The organism is Streptomyces sp. NPDC050509 (genome assembly GCF_044457965.1).
Classification (GTDB): domain Bacteria; phylum Actinomycetota; class Actinomycetes; order Streptomycetales; family Streptomycetaceae; genus Streptomyces.
In genome coordinates, this window is record NZ_JBITHL010000013.1 from 105,424 (window position 1) to 129,910 (window position 24,487).

The 24,487-nt window shown below is 72.7% G+C and carries 18 protein-coding genes; 8 read left to right on the forward strand and 10 right to left on the reverse strand.

The annotated features are described in order from the left end of the window. Nucleotides 1–51: 51 nt before the first annotated feature. From ACIBJC_RS31650 to ACIBJC_RS31660, 3 genes are read right to left on the reverse strand one after another with little or no spacing between them, the layout of a single operon-like run. On the reverse strand, nucleotides 52–798 hold the full coding sequence (locus ACIBJC_RS31650) for a cupin (protein WP_399298386.1): 747 nt from the start codon (nucleotides 796–798) through the stop codon (nucleotides 52–54). After that, nucleotides 792–1,715, reverse strand: coding sequence for a PmoA family protein (locus ACIBJC_RS31655; RefSeq protein ID WP_399298388.1), 924 nt, complete (start codon nucleotides 1,713–1,715; stop codon nucleotides 792–794). Before ACIBJC_RS31655 ends, ACIBJC_RS31650 begins: the two co-directional genes overlap by 7 nt. After that, on the reverse strand, nucleotides 1,712–2,830 hold the full coding sequence (locus ACIBJC_RS31660; RefSeq protein ID WP_399298389.1) for a Gfo/Idh/MocA family protein: 1,119 nt from the start codon (nucleotides 2,828–2,830) through the stop codon (nucleotides 1,712–1,714). Before ACIBJC_RS31660 ends, ACIBJC_RS31655 begins: the two co-directional genes overlap by 4 nt. A gap of 119 nt (nucleotides 2,831–2,949) precedes the next feature. Here ACIBJC_RS31660 and ACIBJC_RS31665 point away from each other — a divergent pair, with 119 nt between their 5' ends. From ACIBJC_RS31665 to ACIBJC_RS31680, 4 genes are all read left to right on the forward strand, one after another. Beyond that, a complete protein-coding gene (locus tag ACIBJC_RS31665) occupies nucleotides 2,950–3,900 on the forward strand; it encodes a LacI family DNA-binding transcriptional regulator (protein ID WP_399298571.1) in 951 nt (316 codons plus the stop codon). Nucleotides 3,901–4,127: 227 nt separating this feature from the next. After that, the gene (locus ACIBJC_RS31670; protein WP_399298391.1) at nucleotides 4,128–5,465 is read left to right on the forward strand and encodes a Gfo/Idh/MocA family protein; all 1,338 of its coding nucleotides are present in this window, start codon (nucleotides 4,128–4,130) and stop codon (nucleotides 5,463–5,465) included. 232 nt (nucleotides 5,466–5,697) lie between these two features. After that, complete coding sequence (locus ACIBJC_RS31675) at nucleotides 5,698–8,286, forward strand: alpha-L-arabinofuranosidase C-terminal domain-containing protein (protein WP_399298393.1); 2,589 nt, start codon at nucleotides 5,698–5,700, stop codon at nucleotides 8,284–8,286. A gap of 207 nt (nucleotides 8,287–8,493) precedes the next feature. Beyond that, complete coding sequence (locus ACIBJC_RS31680; RefSeq protein ID WP_399298573.1) at nucleotides 8,494–9,582, forward strand: aldose epimerase family protein; 1,089 nt, start codon at nucleotides 8,494–8,496, stop codon at nucleotides 9,580–9,582. Nucleotides 9,583–9,667: 85 nt separating this feature from the next. Here the strand turns inward: ACIBJC_RS31680 and ACIBJC_RS31685 are convergent, their stop codons facing one another. Beyond that, nucleotides 9,668–11,854, reverse strand: a complete 2,187-nt coding sequence (locus ACIBJC_RS31685; RefSeq protein WP_399298394.1) for a glycoside hydrolase family 9 protein — start codon at nucleotides 11,852–11,854, stop codon at nucleotides 9,668–9,670. Between the two features lie 415 nt (nucleotides 11,855–12,269). Here ACIBJC_RS31685 and ACIBJC_RS31690 point away from each other — a divergent pair, with 415 nt between their 5' ends. From ACIBJC_RS31690 to ACIBJC_RS31700, 3 genes are read left to right on the forward strand one after another with little or no spacing between them, the layout of a single operon-like run. Then, entirely contained in the window at nucleotides 12,270–13,031 is a 762-nt protein-coding gene (locus ACIBJC_RS31690; RefSeq protein ID WP_399298396.1) for a LamB/YcsF family protein, read from the forward strand. Beyond that, complete coding sequence (locus tag ACIBJC_RS31695; RefSeq protein WP_399298398.1) at nucleotides 13,028–13,684, forward strand: allophanate hydrolase subunit 1; 657 nt, start codon at nucleotides 13,028–13,030, stop codon at nucleotides 13,682–13,684. Before ACIBJC_RS31690 ends, ACIBJC_RS31695 begins: the two co-directional genes overlap by 4 nt. Further along, entirely contained in the window at nucleotides 13,681–14,586 is a 906-nt protein-coding gene (locus ACIBJC_RS31700; protein ID WP_399298400.1) for a biotin-dependent carboxyltransferase family protein, read from the forward strand. The genes ACIBJC_RS31695 and ACIBJC_RS31700 overlap by 4 nt, the downstream gene beginning before the upstream one ends. Nucleotides 14,587–14,870: 284 nt before the next feature. Here ACIBJC_RS31700 and ACIBJC_RS31705 read toward each other — a convergent pair whose 3' ends face one another. Then, nucleotides 14,871–15,899 carry a sporulation protein gene (locus ACIBJC_RS31705; protein WP_399298402.1) on the reverse strand — a complete coding sequence of 343 codons (1,029 nt, stop codon included), beginning with the start codon at nucleotides 15,897–15,899 and terminating at the stop codon, nucleotides 14,871–14,873. Nucleotides 15,900–16,159: 260 nt separating this feature from the next. Here ACIBJC_RS31705 and ACIBJC_RS31710 point away from each other — a divergent pair, with 260 nt between their 5' ends. Next, on the forward strand, nucleotides 16,160–16,651 hold the full coding sequence (locus ACIBJC_RS31710; RefSeq protein WP_399298404.1) for a carboxymuconolactone decarboxylase family protein: 492 nt from the start codon (nucleotides 16,160–16,162) through the stop codon (nucleotides 16,649–16,651). A 134-nt stretch (nucleotides 16,652–16,785) separates the two neighbouring features. Here ACIBJC_RS31710 and ACIBJC_RS31715 read toward each other — a convergent pair whose 3' ends face one another. From ACIBJC_RS31715 to pabB, 5 genes are all read right to left on the reverse strand, one after another. Continuing rightward, nucleotides 16,786–17,652, reverse strand: a complete 867-nt coding sequence (locus ACIBJC_RS31715) for an aminotransferase class IV (RefSeq protein WP_399298406.1) — start codon at nucleotides 17,650–17,652, stop codon at nucleotides 16,786–16,788. Nucleotides 17,653–17,689: 37 nt separating this feature from the next. Continuing rightward, a complete protein-coding gene (locus ACIBJC_RS31720) occupies nucleotides 17,690–18,910 on the reverse strand; it encodes an FAD-dependent monooxygenase (RefSeq protein WP_399298407.1) in 1,221 nt (406 codons plus the stop codon). Between the two features lies 1 nt (nucleotide 18,911). Next, nucleotides 18,912–20,513, reverse strand: a complete 1,602-nt coding sequence (locus tag ACIBJC_RS31725; protein WP_399298575.1) for a class I adenylate-forming enzyme family protein — start codon at nucleotides 20,511–20,513, stop codon at nucleotides 18,912–18,914. 86 nt (nucleotides 20,514–20,599) lie between these two features. Next, a complete protein-coding gene (locus tag ACIBJC_RS31730) occupies nucleotides 20,600–22,207 on the reverse strand; it encodes an AMP-binding protein (RefSeq protein ID WP_399298409.1) in 1,608 nt (535 codons plus the stop codon). Further along, nucleotides 22,204–24,432 (reverse strand): aminodeoxychorismate synthase component I, encoded by a 2,229-nt coding sequence (gene pabB, locus ACIBJC_RS31735; protein ID WP_399298411.1) that lies wholly within the window; start codon nucleotides 24,430–24,432, stop codon nucleotides 22,204–22,206. The genes ACIBJC_RS31730 and pabB overlap by 4 nt, the downstream gene beginning before the upstream one ends. Between the last annotated feature and the right edge of the window lie 55 nt (nucleotides 24,433–24,487).

The following is a 24,487-nucleotide window of genomic DNA, read 5'->3' on the forward strand; positions in this document are numbered from 1 at the left end:
CCACCTCTCCCTTCCCTGTACGTGCCGGCATGCGCCGGGTCGTCCACGGAGTCACTCGCCCCGGTGGGGGAGCGTCGTACCGGGCAGCTCGTACTCGTCGCGGCGCCCGCACATGCCGTAACCGCCCTCCCGGCTGGGACCGCTGTCGTACGCACCGGAACCGGCCAGATACTCCGGCGCGCCGGACTCCAGCGCGTCGAGCTGCGCGCCCGTGCGCTCCGCCGTCGCCAGCGCCCCGGCCCGCCACAGCTCCCGCCACACCGCCACCTTGGGGCGGACGAGCCGGGCGGCGGTCCGCTGGAACTCCCGGTACGGGCCGTTGTCACCCGCCTCCAGCGCCTCCCGCAGCACCAGATAGCCACTCACCGCGAGATCCCTGCGCCGCCGCGCGGCGGCCTCCGCCTCGGGGCCGGTCTTGGCGGGCAGCGCCGCCGCTGCGGCGTACCGCTCGGGGTCGGCGAGGTAATCGGGCGGAAAGGTGAAGACCGCGTCGCCCGCCTCCGGCAGACCGCTGTTCTGCATCAGGACCGTGATGCGCAGATCGCCGCCCTGCACCATGCGGTGCACGGTGCCCGGCGTGAACCACGCCACCCGGCCGGCCTCCAGCGGCGTCTCGCGGTAGCCCTCGGGCGTCAGTGTCTGCACCGCTCCCCGGCCGCCGGTCACGACGTACGCCTCCGTGCACACCAGATGCAGATGCGGGCTGCCGCCGCACACCCCGTCGGCCGCCTCCCAGTCGTAGGCGCTCAGGTGCGAGAGTCCGACGGCGCCCGGCAGCGGGTGCGGCAGGCTCACCACGGCAGGCCCTTGAGGTGCGCGCCGACCCGTTCGCGGTCCCAGGCGCCGTCGGCGACGACCACCCGGTAGCGGTACGCGAAGGACGCGCCGGGCGGGAGCGCGAACTCCTCGAAGAACGCCCAGGAGAACGCCACGGTCGGGATCGGCTCGGAGCGTACGAACCAGTGCGAGGCGTGGATCGCGCCGTTGTCCTCGTCGTTCTCCGGCGCGTGAGCGAAGACCAGCGTGGAGTGCGCGTCGACGTCGTCGTGCTCGCCGGTGAAGGCCAGCCACGGGCCTTGCGTCCCCATCAGGCTCACGGGCTCGTCCTCCTCCCGCGGGCCGAGGACGGCGCCGCCGGTGAAGTCGCGGGGGCCGCGCCACTGGAGCCCGGTGTACCCGGCCATCTCGCGGCCCGCCGTGGTCGGCGAGCCGAACAGCAGCGGCTCGTCGCGTACGTTGGTCAGCCGGATCGTCCAGTCGAGCGCCCAGGCCCCGGCGTCCTCGTCCACCGAGTGGACGGTGATGCCGCGCTCCTCACGGGCCCACTCGGCCCCGCCGTTCTCCACCCAGGTCAGCTCCTCGGCGAGCCGGAACCGGCCGTCCTCCACGACGAACTCGGGGAAACCGTCGTGGCGCATCGAACCGACCCGCTCACGGATCGGCAGATACCCCTCGCCGTGGACGTAGGAGTTGCCGCCCCAGAAGTTCTGCCCCGACAGATGACTGGCCGTCATCTGCAGCCCCTTGTGCCACCGGTGGTCGTTGGGGCGGTAGCCGGTGACCTGCCGACCCGCCAGGGTGCGCAAGGGATGGATGTACGGTTTGCGCGCCTCGAAGGGGTCGGGATCGGGCCGGTAGACGTAGGACAGCAGCTCGACGCCGCCGTGGCGGACCGAGATCCGCTCGCCGTGGGTGTGGGTGACCTGAATCGTCATCGCTGAGGGCTCCAGTCGGGGTGGTCGCCGTGCATGGCCGAGTAGTAGGGGTCCGTAGGGGTGATCCCGCCCGCGTGCACAGGCTGCCCGCTGAACGCGGCCTTGTAGAGTGCCGCCGCGAATTCGACCGTGCGCCGCGCGTCCGCGCCGCTGCCCGGCGGCCGGACCCCGGCGCCCATCGCGTCGAGTACGGCGCCGAGCTGCGCGGCGTGCGAGCTGGGCACATCGGTCGCCGGGGCGCGCCAGGCGTCGGCGCGCTCCGCCCCGACATGCGGGGCCGGGGTGTAGACCCAGTCGGCGTTGGTATGGCCGTAAAGATGCGTCAGCTCGACCGTGGCGTCGGCGCAGTCGATCCGGATCCGGCTCACCTCGTCCGGCGACAGCACGCTGTTGACGACGGTGGCGAGCGCGCCGTTCTCGAACCGCACCAGCGCCGTCGAGACGTCCTCGCTCTCCGTGTCGTGCACCAGCCGGGACGCCATGGCGCGGATCTCGGTCCACTCGCCCAGCAGATGCAGCAGCAGGTCGTACTGGTGGATGCCGTGCCCCATCGTGGGGCCGCCGCCCTCGCTGGACCACCGGCCGCGCCACGGCACCGCGTAGTACGCGCTGTCGCGGTGCCAGGTGGTCTGGCAGTGCGCGACCAGCGGGGCGCCCAGCTCGCCGCCCGCGATCAGCTCCCGGGCGTGCACCGCCCCGGAGCCGTACCGGTGCTGGAAGACCACCGAGGCGTACGCGCCGGACGCGGCCTCGGCCGCGGCGATCTCGTCGTACTCCGCCAGCGTCAGGGTCAGCGGCTTCTCGCACAGCACCCAGGCACCGGCCTCCAGCGCGGCGACCGTCTGCGCGCGGTGCAGGGACGGCGGGGTGCCGATGAGGACCAGGTCGGGACGGACGGCGCCGAGCATCGCGTCGAGCGAGCCGAACCCCTCGACCGTCATGCCGTCGGCGGCGGCCGTCGCACGGAACGCGTCGAGCCGCTCCTGGTCCACGTCGACCGCGGCGACCAGTTCCACCCGGTCGGCATGGGCCCGCAGGGCGGAGAGATGGCTTCCGGTGACGATCGCGCCCGTGCCGACGACGGCGGCGCGCAGACGGGCGGAGTGCTGGGGCATGCGTGCTCCTCGGATGGAAACCGACCTTGATTGACGCCTGTGGTGAGGGGTGCCAACCTCAGGGCGTGCAGGTGACAATTCGAGAGGTTGCGAAGGTGGCCGGGGTCTCCCCGTCCACGGTGTCCCGGGCTCTGGCACCGGACGGAACGGTGAGCGAGGCGACCCGCGAGCGGGTGCGGGCCGCGGCGGACCGGCTCGGCTATCAGCCGAACCCTTCGGCACGCGGCCTGATCACCGGTCGTACGGGGCACCTCGGGCTGATCGTGCCGGATCTGCTGAACCCGTTCTTCGCGGACATCTGCAAGGGGGTGCAGGCACGGGCACGCGGACTCGGCCACGCCGTGTTCGTGAGCGACGCGGAGCGGGACGAGGGCCTGGAGCTGGACGCGATCCGCACCCTGGCCCCGGAGGTGGACGGCATCGTGCTGTGCTCCCCGCACCTCAGCGGTGAGGAACTGGCGTCGCTGCCCGGGCTGACCGCCAAGCCGATCGTGCTGCTGCACCGCAAGGAGCCGGGCTTCGCGAGTGTCACGGCCGATCTCGTGGAGGGCATGGGCGACGCGCTCACCCACCTGCACGCGCTCGGACACCGCAGGATCGCGTATGTGGGCGGACCACGCTCCACCTGGGCGGCGCGGGAGCGCGCGGCCGGGATCGAGATGATGGCCGAGACCGGAAAGGTGGAGATCGTCCATGTCGGGAGCGTCGCACCACACTTCGACGGAGGCATCACCGGCGCGGCCGACGTGGTGCTGGCCAGCGGCGCGAGCGCGGTGGTGGCCTTCAACGACATCGTCGCCTTCGGACTGATCAGCCGCTTCATGGCGCGCGGCGTACGCGTGCCGGAGGAGATGAGCGTGGTCGGCTGCGACGACATCGCCCTGTCCGGGATGGCCGCCCCGCCGCTGACCACCGTCTCCGTACCCAAGTCCCACGGCTCGCGGGCCGCCGTCGATCTGCTCTTCCGGATCCTGGGCACCCCGGCGGTCGAAGGGGCCGAACCCCTGCAGCGCGTCCTGCCCACCCACCTCGTCGTACGGGGCTCGACGTCCGTCGTCGGCCGGGGCTGACCTGCGCACTTCCGGGCCCTTCGGTCGACGGGGGCGAGGGACTGCAAACGTTGCCAGTGAGTTTCCAACTGGCCCGGAAGTTACGCCCGCAAGAACGATCGAGTCAATGAAATCTCCGGAATCAGCCGCGAACACACAGCCGGACGGTGCCCTTGTCGGTGACGCACCCGCATGCAATCGTTGCCGCTGACATCCCGGTTTCCTGACCCGAGCGAGCGGAGATCCCCATGCAGGACCCCACCGTGCGTCGTCGCTGTGCCGTGGTGGGGCTGGGCGCCCGGGCGCAGTTGTTCACCCGGGCACTGGTGGGCGAGTACGCCGACCGCGTGGAGCTGGTGGGTTTCTGCGACGTCAACGCGCACCGGATGGCCGTCCACAACGCGTGGCTGGCCGACGCCCGCCCGGGACAGGCACCCGTACCCGCCTACGGCCAGGACGAGTTCGGGGAGATGCTGCGCCGCGAGCGGGTGGACCTCGTGGTGGTGTGCAGCGTGGACCGTACGCACGACCGCTACATCGTCGAGGCCCTGGAGGCCGGGTGCGACGTGGTCACCGAGAAGCCGATGACGACGGACGCGGACCGGGCCCGCCGGATCCTCGACGCGCAGCGCCGGACGGGGCGCGAGGTGCGGGTGGCGTTCAACTACCGCTACAACCCGGTGCACGCGGCGGTACGGGAGACCCTCGCCTCGGGCGCGATCGGCGAGGTGGGGTCGGTGCACTTCGAGTGGCTGCTGGACCTGCGGCACGGCGCGGACTACTTCCGCCGGTGGCACAGGGAGAAGGCGAACTCCGGCGGGCTGCTGGTGCACAAGGCGACCCACCACTTCGACCTGGTCAACTGGTGGCTGGACAGCACCCCGTGGACGGTCTTCGCGCAGGGCGGGCTGTTCTTCTACGGCGCCGACAACGGGCAGCGCCGCGGGCTGGCCCGGGACTACCCGCGCGCGCACGGCGCACCGGCCGCCGAGGGGGACCCCTTCGCCGTGCGTCTGGCGGACTCGGAGGTGCTCAAGGCCCTGTATCTGGACGCGGAGGGCGAGGACGGCTACCACCGCGACCAGAACGTGTTCGCCCCCGGGGTCACCATCGAGGACGACATGGCGGTGCTGGTGCGCTACGCCTCGGGGGCGACGCTGACCTACCACCTGACGGCGTACGCCCCGTGGGAGGGGTACCGGATCGCGTTCAACGGGAGCCGGGGCCGGCTGGAGCTGCTGGTCGAGGAGTCCACCTGGACCAGGCCCGCCGCGCGCGCGGCGGGCGGCAGCGCCGTGATGCACGGGGCGGCCGCCGGAGACACCGCCGGGCGTACGGAACTGCTGCTGCGGCCGTTCTGGGCGGAGCCGCGCGAGGTGAAGGTGGCGACCGGCGAAGGCGGGCACGGGGGCGGGGACGTACGGATGCTCGCCGACCTCTTCGGCACGACAGGGGCCGGTGACGACGCGCTGGGCCGGGCGGCGGACGCCGCCGACGGGGCCAGGTCGCTGGTCACCGGGCTGGCCGCCAACCAGTCCCTCGCCACCGGGCTGCCGGTCCACACCCACGACCTCCTCGCTGTCTGACCCCGGGCCCCTCGTCCCGGATCCCGCCCCCACCATCACCCCGTAGCGCCACCGGGTCGATACCCGGCGATGCCCGGACCACACCGGTCCGGGCATCGCCGCGTCCGCGCACACCACCCCGGATTCATCCGGCTCTGCGCGAACCATTGACGCCTCTGCGGGCTCCTCCTTATCTTGCCGTTCGAAGTTCTGACCATCGTCCGAGATATCGAACGAGGAGCCGCAGACACTCATGCCACGCACACGCTGGAGGCCGGCTCTCACGGCTGTGGCGCTCCTGATGACGGCCAACGCACTCCAGGCGCCCGCGAGCGCCGTGCAGAACACGGCGCGGGACACCGCCGTGAACGCCGCGCAGGACACCACCGCCGCGCAGGACACCATCGACGCGCAGGGCACCACCGACTACACCCTGGACGTGAACACCCGCGGTAAGGGTCCCAGGATCGACGACACCATGTACGGCGTCTTCTACGAGGACATCAACCGCGCGGCGGACGGCGGCCTGTACGCCGAGCTCGTCCAGAACCGGTCGTTCGAGTACAGCAGGGCCGACAACGCCTCGTACACCCCGATGACCGCGTGGACCCCCACCGGCACCGGCGCGGTGGCGGCCGTCGACGACGGGAACCGCCTGAACGAGCGCAACCGGACCTATCTGCGGCTGGACCCCGACGGGTCGGCCGAGGGCACCGGTGTCGTCAACTCCGGCTACAGCACCGGGATCGCGGTGGCCGAGGGCAAGCGGTACGACGTCTCCGTGTGGGCGCGCACCGACCGGCCGGCCGGCACACCCCTGACGCTCGCCCTGCGCGGCGCGGACGGCGCCGCGCTCGCGCCCCCGCTGCGGGTCACCGCACGCGGCGACACCTGGGCCAAGTACACCGGCCGCTTCACCGCCACCGCCACGAGCGCCGCGGGGCGCCTCGCCGTCACCGCGGGCGGCGCCGGCACCGTACGGCTCGACATGATCTCGCTCTTCCCCAAGGACACCTACAAGGGCCGCCCCGGCGGGCTGCGCAAGGACCTCGCCGAGAAGATCGCCGCCCTGGAGCCGGGGTTCGTCCGCTTCCCCGGCGGCTGCCTCGTCAACACCGGCAGCCACGAGGGGTACGACGAGGCCTCGGGCTTCCAGCGCAAGCGGTCCTACCAGTGGAAGGACACCATCGGCCCGGTCGAGCAGCGCCCGGCCAACGCCAACTTCTGGGGCTACAACCAGAGTTACGGCCTGGGCTACTACGAGTACTTCCAGTACGCGCAGGACATCGGCGCGATGGCTCTCCCGGTGGTGCCCGCGCTCGTCACCGGATGCGGCCAGAATCAGGCGACCGACGACCCGGCCCTGCTGCGACGCCACATCCAGGACACCCTGGACCTGATCGAGTTCGCCAACGGATCCGCCACCTCGGCCTGGGGCAGGAAGCGGGCGGCCATGGGCCATCCGAAGCCCTTCGGTCTCACGCACATCGAGGTGGGCAACGAGGAGAACCTGCCCGACGCGTTCTTCGAGCGCTTCACCGAGTTCAGGAAGGCCATCGAGGCCCGGTACCCGGACATCACGGTGATCTCCAACTCCGGCCCCGACGACAGCGGTTCCACCTTCGACCGGGCCTGGCAGCTCAACCGGGACGCCAAGGTCGACATGGTCGACGAGCACTACTACAACAGCCCGCAGTGGTTCCTGGAGAACAACGACCGTTACGACGGCTACGACCGCTCGGGGCCCCAGGTGTTCCTCGGCGAGTACGCCTCCCAGGACAACCGCTTCCGCAACTCGCTCGCCGAAGCCGCCTTCATGACCGGCCTCGAACGCAACGCGGACATCGTCAAACTCGCCTCCTACGCCCCGCTGCTGGCCCACACCGGCGCCGTGCAGTGGCGGCCCGACATGATCTGGTTCGACAACACGCGGTCGTGGGGCTCGACGAGCTACGAGACGCAGAAGCTGTTCATGACGAATGTCGGCGACCGTGTCGTCCCCAGTACGGCGAGCGCCACCCCGGCCCTCTCCGGACCGATCGAGGGCGCGATCGGCCTCTCCACCTGGGCGACCAGCGCCGCCTACGACGACGTGCGCGTCACCGGCGAGGACGGCGCCACACTGTTCGACGAGGACTTCTCCGGCGGCGACAGCCGGTGGACGAAGGCGGCGGGCACCGGCGCCTGGACCGTCGAGGACGGCCGGTACGTCCAGTCCGACGCGGCGGCCGAGAACACCCTGGTCACGGCGGGCGACCCGGCGTGGCGGAACTACGACCTGAACGTGAAGGCCACCAAGCGCTCCGGCAAGGAGGGCTTCCTGGTCGCCTTCGGCGTCAAGGACACCGGGAACTACTACTGGTGGAACCTCGGCGGCTGGAACAACAGCAGGTCCGCGGTGGAGAAGGCGGTCGGCGGCGCCAAGCAGTCGATGGCCGAGAACGGCACGACGATCGAGACCGGCCGCGCGTACGACCTGCGCGTCTCGGTCCGCGGCCGTCAGGTCACCCTCTTCCTCGACGGCAAGGAGTGGGGAAGCTTCACCGACGACAAGGTGGCGGAACCCTTCCGGCAGGTCGTCACGCGCGACGGGAAGGACCTCGTCGTCAAGGTCGTCAACGCACAGGACGCCGCGGCCCGCACCACGATCGACCTCGGCCGGGGCGCCCGCGTCGCCCCCACCGCGCGGCTGACCACCCTCAGCGGGGACCCGGACGCCGTCAACACCGCCGACGACCTGCCGATCACCCCGCGCACCTCGACCCTCACGGGGGTCGGCGCGCACTTCACCCACACCTTCCCGCCGAACTCGATCACCTTCGTACGGCTCGGACTCCGATGAGACCCACCGGTGTGCCGGGCCACCCGGCACACCACCGTACGCACCCCACCACCTCACCCCTCCCCTCCGGCAGGAGCCGCACACATGACCACTGAGCCGCTGCACACAGAAGCACGACCCACCACCGACAGCGCGGGTACGGGCAGGGGCCCGGCGACCAGACGTACCGTACTGGCGGGCGCCGCCGCGGCCGGCCTCACCGCCGCCATGACCGGCCAGGCCCAGGCCTCCAGCGGCGGCAGGGCCCCCACCCGCGAGCTGTTCGGCAGGCTCGCCGACGGCACCAAGGTGCACCGCTGGACCCTGGAGAACGGCGGCACCCGGCTGAAGGTGCTCAGCTACGGCGGCATCGTCCAGTCGCTGGAGATCCCCGACCGCCGCGGCCGGTACACCAACGTCTCCCTGGGCTTCGACAACCTCGACGACTACCTCACGGCGACCACCTTCTTCGGCGCCCTGATCGGCCGCTACGGCAACCGGATAGCCGGGGGCCGCTTCACCCTCGACGGCCGGACGTACCAACTCCCCCTGAACGACGGGGTGAACACCCTGCACGGCGGCACCAAGGGCTTCGACAAGAGGGTCTGGGACGTCGAACCCTTCACGGACGCCACCGGGGTGGGCATCGTGCTGCGGTACGTCAGCGGCGACGGCGAGATGGGCTACCCCGGCACGCTCAAGGTGAAGGTGACGTACACCCTCACACCACGCGGCACCTGGCGCATCGACTACGCCGCCACCACGGACCGGGCCACCGTCGTCAACCTCACCAACCACACCTACTTCAACCTCGCGGGGGAGGGGAGCGGCGACGTCTACGGCCATGAACTGACCCTTGAGGCCTCCCGCTACACCCCCGTCGACACCACCCTGATCCCCACCGGGGAACTGGCACGGGTGGCGGGCACCCCCTTCGACTTCCGTACGGCCAAGCCCGTGGGCCGGGACATCCGCGTGGGCCACCCCCAACTCCTGCGCGGCCAGGGCTTCGACCACAACTGGGTGCTCGACAAGGGCCTCACCACCGCACCCCGGCTCGCCGCCACACTCCGTGACCCGGGCTCGGGGCGCACCGTACGGATCGCGACGACCGAGCCGGGAGTGCAGTTCTACTCGGGCAACTTCGTCGTCGGCACCCTGGTCGGCACCTCCGGCCGGATCTACCGCCAGGGCGACGGCCTGTGCCTGGAGACCCAGCACTTCCCGGACTCCCCGAACCAGCCCTCCTTCCCCTCCACCGTGCTGCGCCCGGGCACCACCTACCGGTCGACGACGGAGCACTCCTTCCACGCCTGACCCCGGACGGACCGCGAGGAGGCGGCGCCCCCGGCACGGCCGGGGGCGCCACCTCCTCCGTACGAGCAGGACGGCGGCCCGGTGCTCAGCCGCACGCGCTCGCGTTGAGGGTGAACGCGGTGGGCGCCGGGTTCGCTCCGGTGACGGACGCCTGGAAGCCGAAACGCACCGTCCCGCCGGGCGCGATCGCCCGGTTCCAGCCCGCGTCCTTCGCCGTGACGGTGGCACCGCTCTGGCCGACGGTGGCGCTCCAGGCACTGGTCACCCGCTGGCCGCCCGCGTACGTCCACCCCAGCGTCCAGCCGTCGACGGCGGTCGTGGACGTGTTCCTGACCGTCACCGTCGCGGTGAACCCGCTGCTCCAGGTGGAGTCGACCCGGTAGGTCACCGCGCACCCCGCGCCCGGCTGGGGATCGCCGCCGCCTCCGGCGGACGGCTCGGCGGCGTAGGCCGCGAGCCAGACCAGCGGGGCGTTCCAGTTGACCGCCACCTCGTTGGTGGAGTACGAACCGATGTCGTCGATGTAGCAGGCCGCGGGCGCGCACCCGGGAAGCTGCTCCTCCGCGACCGGGTCCTGGAGCCCGGAGTTGGGGCCGCCCGCGAGCGAACCCGCCGGCGGGTGGGGGAGCGAGGCGTCCGCCTGGTGCGCCCAGAACCGGTGGTGCTGGTTCTGGGACGACCGCGTCCCGTACCCGGTGACGTACGACAGGTCGAGGGTGTTGCGGCCGAGCAGGTAGTCCAGCGTCTCGACCGCCCCGGCGCGGTAGCGCTGCTGACCCGTCAGATCGTGGGCGACGGCCATCACCACCGCGTTGTTGGCCACCAGGCTGTTGGAGCCCCACACGTACGCGGTCGCGGGGAGCGGCACCGCGTACCCCTGGCCCGCCATGAGGGACAGATAGCCGTCGGCGGCGGCGGTCACCGAGGCGCGGACCCGGGCCGTGTCGGACGCGGACAGACCGGTGGGAACGGTGGCCAGGGTGAGCCGGCCGAGCGCCGACGTGTCCGCCCAGCCGAACCCTGCCCCGGGGAAGGCGTTCGCGGAGGTGTGCCAGGACGAGCCGGTGACGGCGTCGCGGTACGCGGCCTCCCCGGTCGTCGCATACAGCTCGGCGGCGGCCCAGTAGAACTCGTCGCTCACCGTCGGGTCACCGTAGGCGCCCCCGCCCGTCCCGTCCGAATCCGGTGCGATCATCGCGGGGTTGGCGCGGGCCGCCGTCCAGGCGCGCCGGGCCGAGTCCAGGCAGCGCGCCGCGAACGCCGCGTCGTACGGGGCGTAGACGCGGGCGCACTGGGCGGCGGTCGCCGCGAGGTTGAGGGTCGCGGCGGTCGACGGCCGGTGCAGTTCGCGCTGCTCGGCGTCCTGCTCGGGGCGGGTGGGCAGCGCCGTCCAGGCCGCGTCATGGATCTTGTGGAAGGCCATACCGGCGAGCGGCTTTCCCGCGGGCACCTGCATCCGCAGCAGGAAGTCCAGCTCCCAGCGTGCCTCGTCGAGCACGTCGGGGACGCTGTTGCCCCGTTCCGGGATCCTGAGGGTGGAGTCGCCCAGCGCCGCCGCCGTACCGGCCCGTCCGGCGCGCTCGTACGCGTTGACCATCAGCCAGGTGGTGATGCCGCCGTTGACGACGTACTTGCCCTGGTCGCCCGCGTCGTACCAGCCGCCCCGTACATCACGGCTGTAGTCGCAGACCCCGGCCTGGCAGGGCACGCTCGTGTCGCCCTTGTTCGGCGCGACCCCGAGGTGCCCGGCGGGCCGCGCGTACGCCGCGCCCGCGAGCGACGCCTCGATGGCGATACCGCTGCGCTGCTGGTAGAAGAACGACATCGCGTCCGAGCGCAGGGCCTTGTAGAGCCCGGCGTCGATGGCGAAGGGGTGGCTGCTCCGCCCGTCGACGACCAGGGTGAAACCACTGCCCGTACCGGTGTACGAGGAGAAGTCGGCGAGCTGGGTGGCCTCGCGCGAGGCGGTGTCGGTGCCCCGGACGGTGGTGGTCCCGGAGGCGACGGCCGCGCCCGCCGCGTTCTTGAGCTGCCAGGTGAGCGGCGCGGCCGATGTGGTCACGACGGTGGCGCGCTTGGGACCGTCCGGCAGATAGCCGAGCTGGTTGGTACGCACCGTGGTGTCCGCCGCGGCGGACACGTCGGCCCCGGAGGCGCCGACGGCGGACGTGGTCGCGGGCCCGGTGACCAGCAGCGCCGCCGAGAGCGCCGCGGCGGCGATCCAGGAGACGGTACGGCGTGGGCCGCGGAGCGGATACGTCGGAACGGGCATGGTGGGGGACCCCTTCGCAGGCGGCTCGAACAGGAGTGGGAGCGCTCCCACCGGAGCGTCGCATGGACACGTCAAGCGGTCAATGAGCGCGGCGCGGAAAAGGGGCGGCGCACAGGTCGATGATGCCGAACGGGGTGGGAATGATGGAACGAACCGCCAAGGGTGAGGCGATGGCCGGGTGGCCGGCGGCCGGACGTACGGTCATGGCCTGGAGCCGTGTGCGGAGAGGGACGACATGTACGGACAGGGAAGAGAGGGAACCACCCGTCGTGATCACCGAAGCCGTGTACCGGGCGGCCCGAGGCGGCCCGCCCGGCGCCGACCGCCCCGTCCACGAGCGGACCACCCGCTCCACCGGGGGCCGTCGACCCGTCGGCCTCCTCGCGCGACCCCCCCGACCCGGCAGGTGTGACCCATGACGATCGACCTCAACAGCGACCTCGGCGAAGGCTTCGGAGCATGGCGCCTCGGCGATGACGACGCCCTCCTCACCCTCGTCACCAGCGCCAACGTCGCCTGCGGCTTCCACGCCGGCGACCCCACCGTGATGCGGGGCGCGTGCGAGGAGGCGGCCCGGCGCGGTGTCGCGATCGGCGCCCAGGTCGGCTACCGCGACCTCGCCGGGTTCGGCCGCCGCTTCATCGACATCGACCCGCCGGAACTCGTCAACGACGTCGTCTACCAGATCGCCGCCCTCGACGGCTTCGCCCGCCTCGCCGGCACCCGCGTCACCTACGTCAAACCCCACGGCGCGCTCTACAACGCCATCGTCCACCACGAGGCACAGGCCGCCGCCGTGGCCGAGGCCGTACGCCGCTACGACCCCTCCCTCGCCGCCCTCGGCCTGCCCGGCAGCGCCTGGCTGCGCCACGCCGCCGACGCCGGACTGCCCTGCTTCCAGGAGGCGTTCGCCGACCGCGCGTACACCCCGCGGGGCACCCTGGTCTCCCGCCGCGAACCCGGCGCCGTGCTGCACGACCCCGACGTGATCGTGGCGCGCTCCCTGCGCATGGTCACCGAAGGGCTCGTGACCGCCGTCGACGGCACCGACATCCCCGTGCGCGCCGACTCCCTGTGCGTCCACGGCGACACCCCGGGCGCGGTGGCGATCGCCCGCCGGCTCCGCGACGAACTCACCCGCACGGGCCACGGCCCCCGGCCCTTCACCACCCCATGAGCACGCCCGCCGATTCCGCCGGTCCCGTCCTCAGGGCGATGGGCAGCGCGGCGCTCCTCGCCGAGCTCGACGGACTCGACGCGGTGCTCGCCCTGCGCGCCGAACTGGCGGACGACACCCCGCCCGGCGTACGGGAACTGGTCGCCGCCGCGCGCACCCTGCTGATCACCTACGACCCCGCGGTCACCGGACACGACACGCTCGCCCGCGAGGTGATCCGCCGCGCCAGGACACCCCGTACGGTACGGACCGACCCGGCCGCCCACCACGACGAGCTGACCGTTCCCGTACGGTACGACGGCCCCGATCTCGACGAGGTCGCGCGCCGGACCGGGCTGACCACGGACGAGGTGATCGCCCGTCACACCGCGCCCCGCTACACCGTGGCGTTCGCCGGGTTCGCGCCCGGCTTCGGCTATCTGACCGGCACCGACCCGCTGCTGGCGCTGCCCCGCCGCGCCGAGCCGCGCACCGGGGTACCGACGGGCGCCGTCGCCGTGGCGGGCGGCTTCACCGGGGTCTACCCCCGCCCCTCACCGGGCGGCTGGCATCTCCTGGGCACCACCTCGCTCACCCTGTGGGACGAGCGGCGCGACCCGCCCGCGCTGCTCGTACCCGGCAGAGCCGTCCGGCTCCGGGCGGTCGGCCGATGAACGTACGCCACCTGGAGATCCTCGCCCCCGGCCCGCTGACCACCGTCCAGGACCTCGGCAGGCCCGGCTGGGCCCACCTCGGCGTCACGACGTCGGGCGCCGCCGACACCGGCTCCCTCACCCTCGCCAACCGGCTGCTCGGCAACCCGGAGGACTCCGCCGCGCTGGAGATCACCCTCGGCGGGCTGCGCGCCCGGATCCACTCACGCGGCCCGGACGGAGCACCGGCCGTGCTCTACCTCGCCCTCACCGGAGCGCCCTGCCCCGTCCGCCTCGACGGCGGATCCGCCGGGATGAACGCCCCGCTCGCCGTGACCGACGGCCAACTGCTCGAACTCGGCCCGCCGGCCTCCGGGCTGCGCACCTATCTCGCCGTACGGGGCGGGCTCGACGTACCGCCCGTCCTCGGCTCCCGCTCGGCCGACCTGCTCTCCGGGCTCGGCCCGCCGCCCCTGACGGCGGGCGACACGGTGCCCGTCGCCCCGGCCACGGGCGCCATGCCCGGCGTCGATCTGGCGCCGTGCGCCGTCCCGCCGCGGGAGTTCACCCTCAGGGTGGTGCCGGGACCACGGGACGACTGGTTCGACGAGGCCTCCCGCCGGGCCCTCTACCGCGAGCGCTGGGAGGCCACCAGCCGGAGCAACCGGGTGGGTGTACGGCTCGACGGCCCCGCCCTCGTCCGCGCCGGGGACGACGAGCTCCCGGCCGAGGGCATGGTCCGCGGAGCCCTCCAAGTACCCCCGAACGGACGGCCGATCCTCTTCCTCGCCGACCATCCGGTCACCGGCGGCTATCCGGTCATCGGGGTCGTCCACGCGGACGACCTGCCCCTCGCCGGGCAGATGCCGCCGGGCGCCGCCGTGCGCTTCCGCCGCTACGGGGCCCGCCGCTCCCCGAGGTGAGCGGCGCGGGCCCGGCAACGGGTGGGCGGGCCCGGCAGCGCCGGAGCGGGCCGGTATGACCCGGCTCATATCCACACGTGACACGGAAAGGGAACCCCGAGGGATGGTTTTCCGTTCATACATATGTGGGCACGGAGGGGACCGTGTCCCCGGGCCTCCCCCCGAGCGCCCGGGACTGCCGCAAGGCGGACCGCCCTCCGCGACCACAACGGAACGGCCCCGGCTGGAATCCCCCGTCCAGCCGGGGCCTTCTTCCTTCCCCGGTCCCTTGGGACCGGCCGGTCCTACGCGTCGCCGCCGTCGCCCTCTTCGTCCTCGTCGCCCTCGAAGGCGTCACCGATCTCGTCGACGATCTCCGCGGCGACCATGCCGCCCACGACACCGACCGCCACACCCGCCGCGACGCCGGCCACCACGGCTCCGGTGCTCGGACCCGAGCGGTGCTCACCGGAGTGGTGCTCGCCATGGCCGTGGTCCGCGTACCCGCCGTGACCGTCGTACCCGCCGTGCCCCTGCGCCTCGTAGGGACCGGTACGCGACGCGTGCGCGTCGAGGACCTGCCGGAGCCAGCCGTCGACCTCCGTGTTCCACTGCGTGCGTGCCACGTCGTGGTGCGCGACCGTGAACCGGTGGACGGTGTCGTGGCCACCGGAGAAGAGCCCGCCGCGCTTGTCGGCCTCGATGACGACCTCCATCCCGTCGGGCGCGGCGAGGAACGTCACCTCGATCTCGTTCACCGTGTGCGCGTACTGCGCGGGCGGGGTGAGTTCCAACTCCTGGTAGAAGGGCAGCCGCTGACCGGTGCCGTTGATGTGCCCCAGCTCCAGATCGGCCGATTTGAAACCCCAGCCGAGCTGCCCGAGAGCCTCCAGGACCGCCTCCTGGACCGGCAGCGGCGCCACCCCGAGCTGGTCGAGGTCGCCCTTGTCGCGCGCTCCGGCCACCGCCAGTTCGGTCCGTACGCCCAGCACCACGCCCAGTGGCTGGCCGTACAGTTCGGTCAGCGGTGTCTCCCACGGAAGGGTCAGGGAGAACGGCACGGCGTGCTCGGTCTCCTCGGCCAGCCGGAAGCCGCCGCCGACCACCGTACGGTCGAAGACGACGGTTCCCTCGCTCTCCCCCTCTTCGCCCTCCGCCTCCACCCGGGCGACCAGATCCAGCGTGATCTGCTCGATCTCCACGTCCGCCCGGCCGCCGCGCAGCAGCACCCGGCCGGTCAGGGGACCGCCGGGGACGGCGGTCGTGCTGTCCAGCACCGTGTCGACCGAGGGACCGCCGACACCGACGGCTCCGAGCAGTTTCTTGAACACCATCGTGGCGTCCACTCCTTCATATGCTTCTGTCGTTCCCTGCACTGATCCCCGCTGAGGACCGGCGGGGTGTGGGGCGCCACCAGAACTACCCCAGAAGGTAAAGCGATTCCCAAGGGGAGCTCCGGGGGCGACGGTTTTCAGCCATCCGGGCGCCGGGCGGCCCCCGGGACCCCTCCGGGCCACCGCATCCCCCGAAAACACCATTCCGGTATTTCGCGATTCCGTTCCCCGGCCGCCCTGCCGGGGAATAGGGTTCGGGTATGACTAGCCATGAATCCGCGCCCCGTGTACCGCTGAAGAAACTGACCCCGGACGTCTCCGGTGCGATGGGCGCCCTGCACTCCGCCGCCGTCTCCGCGGCGCGTGATGCCAAGATCGAGCCGGAAATCCTGGAACTGATCAGGATTCGCGCCTCGCAGATCAACGGCTGCGCCTTCTGTCTCGACATGCATACGAAGGACGCCCGCGCCCAGGGCGAAGACGAACACCGTATCTACGCGCTGAACGCCTGGCGTGAGACACCGTTCTTCAGCGAGCGCGAGCGCGCCGCCCTCGCGCTGACCGAGGCCGTGACCCTGGTGCACGACGGCCAGGTACCGGACGCGGTCTACGCGGAGGCCGCCGCCGTGTTCGAGGAGGCACAGGTCGCCGCATTGATCTGGGCGGCCACCGTCATCAACGCGTACAACCGCATCGCCATCGCCACCCGAATGACCCCGGGCGCCTATCAGCCGGTCCCCGGGAATTCCTGAACAACGGATATCGCGCCGGGCCGTGGAATGCGGCCCGGCGCGATATCCGCGCCCGGTGTCGGATCCGAAGTCAATTTCCCTGCCCCCGGACCCCGTTCACCCGCCGGACGCTTTTTCCGAACGGGTGGCGGGAGTTACGGCCAGTCCACCGGAAGCGGCTCGGTGATTCCGGCCAGCCATTCCCGCCACTCCGGCGCGCGGGTCGCCGCCCCCGCCCGCATCGGCCGCCCCGTCCAGGCCGTCACCGGACGGATCCCGTGCAGCGCGTTCACCAGCCACACCTCACGGCCCTCCAGATCCGCCACCGTACGTTCACAGGCGACGAACGGAATCCGGGCCCGCCGGGCCCGCTCGCGGATGACCGCCGCGGTGACCCCCGCCAGCACCGGCAGAGTCGGGGAGGGCACACAGAGCGTCTCCTCCTCCCACCACATCACACTGGAGTACGCGGCCTCCAGCACCAGCCCCGAGGCGGACGTCAACAGCGCCTCGTCGCCGCCGTGGGCGGCAGCCCGGCGCCGTACCCCCGCGAGCGTGTCCAGGTCCGGGCCCTTGCGCCGGGGGACCGCCCGTGGATCGGGCTGGCCCTCCGCCCACACCCGTACCTCCGAGGTGAGCGGCGGAGCCGCCCGCAGCCGCAGCCTCAGCAGGGGAGTCTGCCCCGGCGGCGCCAGCTCCACGCGGGGGAACCACGCCCCCTCGCGCGGCAGCGCGGCCGTCATGTCCTGCCAGAAAGCCGCCAGTTGGCCGTGGGGCAGCTCGACGGTCTCGGCGCAGGCGCGCAGAAACCGTTCGCGGTGCCGGGCGAGCGCGCGCACCCGCCCGTCCGCGACCAGCCACGAGTCCGCGGCCGGCAGCACGCCGCCGACCCCGCCCGCGCCGCCGCCGGACCCCGCGGGACCGCCGGACCTCTCCGCCATGACGGTGAGGCCATGGCCCGGCTCCCAGCCCAGAACCCGCTCCGTGACCGCTTCCGCGCGATCGGTCGGTGTTGCCGCCATCCGGTCATACCTCCTGTCGTCCATCACACCCAGCCTGTCAGTACCGGCGGCCGGCGCCGAACGCCACCCCGTGCCGGGGACCGTACGGCGCGCGCTCCAGCCACTCGCCGCACCACGGCAGCACGGGGGAGAGCGCCGCCGCCGCGCGCTGCTTGACCCGTAGGGTCCGCCGCGGCCGGAGATGGTCCAGGGCCGCCCCCGCCGCGGCGCTGTTGAACAGGGCCGCCTCCCGACGGGCCGCGGCGAACTCCTCGACAGGGCGCGGCGACCCGGTGGCGATCCCGGCGGCGACCGCGGCGGCCGCCGCCGCCGCGTCCGCGATACCGCTGTTCATACCCCGCGCGCCGAACGGCGGAAAGAGGTGCGCCGCCTCGCCGACGAAGAGCACCCGGCGGCGCGGATCGGTGAACTCGGCGGCCACCTTCCGCAGAAAGCGGTACGTCGACACCCACAGCACCCGCTCCGCGTAGCCGTCCCCCACCAGCCGGGGCAGCCATCCCCGTACCGCCTCCGTCGTCCCGTACGCCTCGGGCGTGTCGTCGTCCCGGCACTGGAGATCGATCTGGAACCCCCCGGTGAACGGCACCCGCATCACCGTGCGCCCGCCCGCCCCCGGATGCTCGTAGTGGAACACCCGCTCAAGCGGCAGCTCGGCCCCCGGAATGTCGGCGACGTCCACCACCACATGGAACCCCTCCGTACGGACCCCCTGCATCGGGATGTCGAGCTGCGCCCGCACCGTCGAGCGGGCGCCGTCCGCGGCTATCACATGGCCGCCCGACCAGTCCCTGCCGTCCCCGGTGGTGATGCCGACCCCGTTCCTCGACACCCGTACCTGCTCCACCCGCGCACCCCACTCGAACCGCACACCGGCCGCCTCGCACGCCGCGAGCAGGAACCTCTCCGTGTCCACCTGCCGCAGACTCGTGAACGGCGCGCCACCCACGGCAGCGGCGCCGGCCCCGCTCGGCGCGGGGGAGGGCTCGGGGAAGGTCCGCGAGAACACCTCACGCCCCCGGTACAGGGTGCGCCTGGTGCGCCAGGTCCTGCCGTACGCGACGATCTCGGCCGCGAGCCCCGGCCGCATCCGGTCCAGGAGCTGCAGTGTCTCCCGATGGACGAACAGGGCCCGGCTGCCCGGCCGTTCACGGCCCCGCGGATCCGCCTCCAGTACGGTGACCGGCAGGCCGCCCGCGCGCAGCGCGAGCGCCGCCGACAGGCCCACGGGCCCGGCGCCCACCACCATGACAGCGTTCATCTCAGCCCCCGAAGCGGACGGCGGGCAGGGCGCCCCGGTTCAGCATGGCGGTGATCTCCAACCGTTTGATCTTCCACGTCGAGGTCCTCGGCAGATCGTCGAACCGCCACTGGAGAGGCGCCGACATCACGGGCAGATCCGCCGTCGCCTCGCTCCACCGCCGCGCGTCGAGCGGCTCGTCGCCCCGGACACACACCACCGGGACCGGTTCGCGCTCGCCGCCCGCCACGATCACGACCTCGCGCAGCTCCTCCAGCCGGGACATCAGGACGTCCTCCACCGCCAGATTGCTGTGCACCGCGTCGATCAGATCGACCTCGCGGTCCGTCAGATACAGCCCGCCCCAGCGATCGCGGTACCCCATGTCCCCCATCTGCCACCAGCCGTCCCGCAGTTGGCGGTCGTAACTCTCCCGCGCGCCGAGATAGGTGAGGACCAGGCCCCGGGTGCGGGCCTCGATCCGGCCCGGGGTGCCGGGGGCGGCCCGCCGTCCTGCGCCGTCCGCGATCCGTACCCGGGTGAATCCGGGGATCGCGGTCCCGACCCGTCTGCCGTCCGCCTTCGCCGCGCCGCGCCGTGAGTACCACCGGAACGCCACCGGACCCGTCTCGCTCTGCCCGTAGAGCTGTACGAGCCAGGGTGCCCGCCGCCGGGAGGCGCCCAGCAGCCGCTGCACGGTACGGGGATGGATGGCGTCGAAGGTGGACCCGTAGGCACGCACCCCGGACAGCGGTGCCCCGGGCGCGTCGGCCAACTCCTCCCACAGCACGAAGGTGTTGGGGTGGGTCTCGACGATGCCCGGCCGGTGCCGGGCGAGCAGCGGCCCCACCGAGGCCGGATCGGGGTCGACGATCAGCAGCAGCGGGCTGCCGAAGTGCAGCAGCACACCGAGGAGATGGTAGAAGCGGGAGTGGACGAAGGACAGGTGCAGCGCCGCTCTCTCGCCCCGGGTGGGCCAGCCCATCGCCTTCTGCGGGACCAGCCGGTTCCACATCGTGTGCGCGCAGTGCACCGCCAGCTTCGGCACCCCCGTCGTGCCCGAGCTGTGGGTGATCAGCGAGGGTTCGCGCGGATGGAGCCGTACCGGCGCGTGCGGCGGAGCGCCGGCGTACGCGTCCAGCGGTACGGAGCCGTCCGCCCCGTCCTCTCCGCCGGTGGCCCGGTCGACGGTGAGCACCTGCCGGACCAGACCGGTGACCCCGGGGGTGCGTGAACCCGGCGCGGCGCCGTCCGCCGCGGGTGCCCCCGCGTCGCGCAGCGAACCCTCCAGTGTGGCCCGGTCGGTGATCAGCCAGGGCCGGTCCAGCCGGTCCAGCAGCTCACCGGCCACCCGGCCGTGCAGCCCCGGCGAGAGCAGCGCGGGCACGGCCCCGATCCGGGAGACGGCGCAGGCCAGCACCACGATGTCGACGTTGTCCGACTTGTGGATGGCCACCCGCTCGGTCGGCCTGACACCCGCCGCCCAGAGCCGTGCCGAGAGATCGTCCACAAGGTCGGCCAGCTCCGGACAGCTCAGGTCGAGCCCCGCCTCCGGGCTCACGTCGAGCGGCCGGTCCAGGGTGACCGGGACCGCGCCGTACCGGCGGGCGGCCTGGTGGAACATCAGCCCGAGGGAGAATCCGCGCTCGGAGAAGAGGGGGTGGGGCACGGTGACCTTCTTTCCTGAACGTCTAGAGACACGAGGGGAGTTCACCAGGAGCCCTGGCGCACGAGAGGGCGGCGGAGCTTGCCGGTGGGGGTGCGGGGCAGGGACTCCACGGCCTGGACGGTCCTGGGCACCTTGAACGGGGCGAGCCGCTCCCGGGCGAGAGCGACGATCCCCGCTTCCAGGGCCTCGGCGTCCTCGACCGGCGTGGCCGGGACGACGAACGCCCGCAGCCGGGTGGCGCCCTCGTCGTCGGTGAACGCCGCCACGGCGACCTCACGGACCGCCGGATGCGTCCGCAGCACACTCTCGATCTCCAGCGGCGACACGGTGATCCCGCCCACCATCTCCAGGTCGTCCGTCCTGCCGAGATGGCGGTACGTGCCGTCGGGATCGCGCCGGGCCCGGTCCCGGGTGGCCAGCCAGCCGCCGGCCAGGGCGCGGGCGCTGTCCTCGGGCAGGTTGAGGTACCCGGTGGTCAACGTCGGCCCCTTCACCCACAGTTCGCCCTCCTCGCCGTCCGGTACCGGCCTCCCGTCGCTGTCCCGGAGCTGTATCTCGTAACCCGGCACCGGACGGCCCACGGTGCCCGGTGTGTTGTGGGAGAGGCTGTTGGCGCAGAAGGCGTGACCGACCTCGGTCGAGCCGATCTGCTCCAGAACGGGCACGCCGAGCAGTTCGGTGACCCGCTCCCCGAGCCCGGCGGGCATTCCCTCGCCGGCCGACACCGCGGCGCGTACGGACGCGAAGCACGCCGCGTGCCCGTCCGCCCGGTCGGCGACCAGCGCCGCGTACGCCGACGGCACGGAGTACAGCAGGGTCACCCGGTGGCGTGCGATCAGCTCGTCCACGGCGGCGGGGGAGGGGCGCCGGCCGACCAGGACGGCGGAGGAACCGGAGAAGAGCGGGAAGACGAACGCGTTGCCGAAGCCGTACGCGAAGAAGAGCTTGGAGACCGAGAGGGTGACGTCGTCGGGGCCGATCCGCAACAGCCGCCTCCCGATGAACTCGAAGTACGCCTCCGGGTCCCCGTGATGGTGCACCACCCCCTTGGGGTGCCCGGTGGTCCCGGACGTGTACTGGACGTACAGCGGCGTGCCGGACCCGGCGGGCCGGGGGTCGGCCGGGGCTGCCGTGCAGGCGAGCGCCAGGAGCTGGTCGCCGAACAGCCGCTGCTCCGGCGGGAGGCGGTCCTCCAGACCGGGGCCGGTCACCCCGAGCGTGACCCCGGCGTCCTCGGCCATGAAGTCATGGTCGGCGCGCGGCAGTTCGGGGTTGACCAGGACCGCGGTCGCCCCGAGCCGCGCGAGGGCGAGGAAGGTGGTCACCCACGCGACGGAGTCGGGGAGCGCGAGCAGCACCCGGTCGCCCGGCGCGACCCCGCGGTCGGCCAGTACGGTGGCGGCGCGCGCGGCGAGGGCGTGCACCTCGCCATGGGTCCAGACCCGGTGGTCCTGGTGGAACGCGGGCCGGTCGGTCCAGCCGTGCCGCTCCGCCAGGTCGGCGAGGTCGGCCGCCAGATTGCCGGGGCAGGTCCTGGCCGTGCCCGTACGCCCCCGGGCCGGGGCGGCCACGGCGGCGGGCTCCGGTGGGGCGGCGGGGGGACGAGGGGCGGACCGGGGCGTCGGGCGCAGAGTGGTGGGGGGCGTCATCGGACCGGCTCCTCTACGGGGACAGCGGCTACGGGGACTGTGGCGACCGGGACAGCGGGGTGCGGGGCGCGGGCCCGGACCGTGCGGTCCAGGTAGGCGCGCATGGGGGCGGCCGTCTTCAGCAGCATCTCGTCGTACTCGGCCGCGGGATCGGAGCCCAGGACGATGGCGCCGCCCGCCCCGAGCCGCATCCGGCCGCCGCTGAACACGGCCGTACGGATCACGATGTTGAGGTCCGCGGCGCCGTTGCAGCTCAGATAGCCGAGGGCGCCGGAGTACACCCCGCGGGCCCGGGTCTCCAGCCGGTCGATGATCTCCAGGGTGCGCACTTTCGGCGCCCCGGTCATCGAACCGCCGGGGAAGCAGGCGCGTACGCAGTCCAGGGCGTCCTTGTCCTCCCGGAGCCGTCCCCGAACGGTGGAGACCAACTGGTGCACGGTCGCGTACGTCTCGGTCGCCATCAGCCGGGGCACCTGTACCGTGCCCGTCCGGCAGACCCGGCCCAGGTCGTTGCGGAGCAGATCGACGATCATCAGGTTCTCGGACCTGGTCTTCTCGTCGGCGGCGAGCGAGGCCCGCAGCCGGGCGTCCTCCTCGGGGAGCTCGCCGCGCGGCGCGGTGCCCTTGATCGGCTTGGCCTCCACGGTGCCGTCCCGCCCGATGCGCAGGAACCGCTCGGGCGACGAGCACGCCACGTCGACCTCGCCGAACTTCAGATACGCCGCGTACGGGGCCGGGTTGTGGCGGCGCAGTACCCGGTAGTAGTCGTACGCGTCGGGCGGTGCCGGCAGGTCGGCGGCGTTGGTGAGACAGATCTCGTAGCTCACCCCGTCCGCCAGCTCCCGTTGGCAGGACTCGATGTCGGCGAGATACGCCGTACGGTCGCGCTCCAGCCACGGTTCGGCGGCGCCGAGGTCGGCGGCGTCAGGACGCGGCGCCGCGGGCGTCTGGGCGCTGGGCACACAACTCAACCGCGCCACGGCCGAGTCGAGCCATTCGGCGGCCTCCCGCGCCGCGCGGGGGGTGTGCTCGGCGAGGGCGACCGCGTACGTCGTGCCCTCCTGGTGGTCCACCACCACGATCCGGTCGGCGAACAGCCAGCAGGCGTCGGGGGTTTCGGCCCGGTGGCGGCCCGGGGACCCGCAGTCGGCCTTCATCTCGTACCCGAAGTAGCCGACATAGCCGGCCGTGAAGTCGAAGGGCAGCTCCGGGGCGTCCACCGCCCGGAGCGCCAACTGCCGTCCGAGGTAGTCGAAGACGCTGCCGGGTACGCGGCGGACGGGCCGTCCGGTCCGCTCGACCTCGCTCCGCCCCGCCTCGACGTCGTACCGTACGAACTCGGCGAGCGGGCCCGTACCGTCCCCGAAGAACGAGAAGCGGGACTGCCCCGCCTCGATCCGCGCGCTGTCCAGCCAGAACGCGCGGGGCGCGTCGGCGCACATCCGGGTGAACGCCGCCTCGGGGTCCACCGGCGTATCGATCATCCTGCTGTGCAGCCGGTAGCGGCCGGTCCCGGTGGTTGAGACCGGGCTCCGGCCGGCCCCCGAGGACGGCGCCCCCGTCCCCGCCCTCACCTTCGTCCGCGCCGGGGTGCGGGAGGCCGGTGCGGTCCTGCGCCCTCCGGTGCGCGAGCGGTCCGTACGCGACCAGGAGGCGGTGAGTTCCGCGAAGTTGGCGAGCATCCGGTGGCCGAACTCGGTGAGGATCGACTCGGGGTGGAACTGCACGCCCCACATCGGGCGGGTACGGTGCCGCAGCCCCATCAGCACCCCGTCCTCGGCCCACGCGGTGGCCTCCAGGGTCGGCGGCAGCGGTTCCCGTACGGCGAGCGAGTGGTAGCGCACGGCGGTGAAGTTCTGCGGTATCCCGCGGAACAGCTCCCGGCCGTCGTGCCGGATGACCGAGAGATGGCCGTGCCGGGGGCGCGGCGCCGCCACCACCTGGGCCAACTCGCCCACCGCGATGCCCTGATGACCGAGGCACACCCCGAGAACGGGGATCCCGGACCGGGCGAGCAGCGCCGTACCGATGCCGAAGTCGCGCGCCGTGCCGGGATGCCCCGGCCCCGGGGACACCACGACGTTGTCGAAGGTCCGCAGATCCAGTTCCGCGCCGGCCGGCGCGTCGTTGAGCAGTACCACCGGCTCCTCGCCGTTCACCTCGGCGATGAGCTGGAACAGGTTGTACGTGTACGAGTCGTAATTGTCGATGAGCAGAGTCTTCACCCGGCCCACCTCCTTTTCGTCTTTCCGGGGCCGTGCGGTTCCGTGCCTCGTTCCG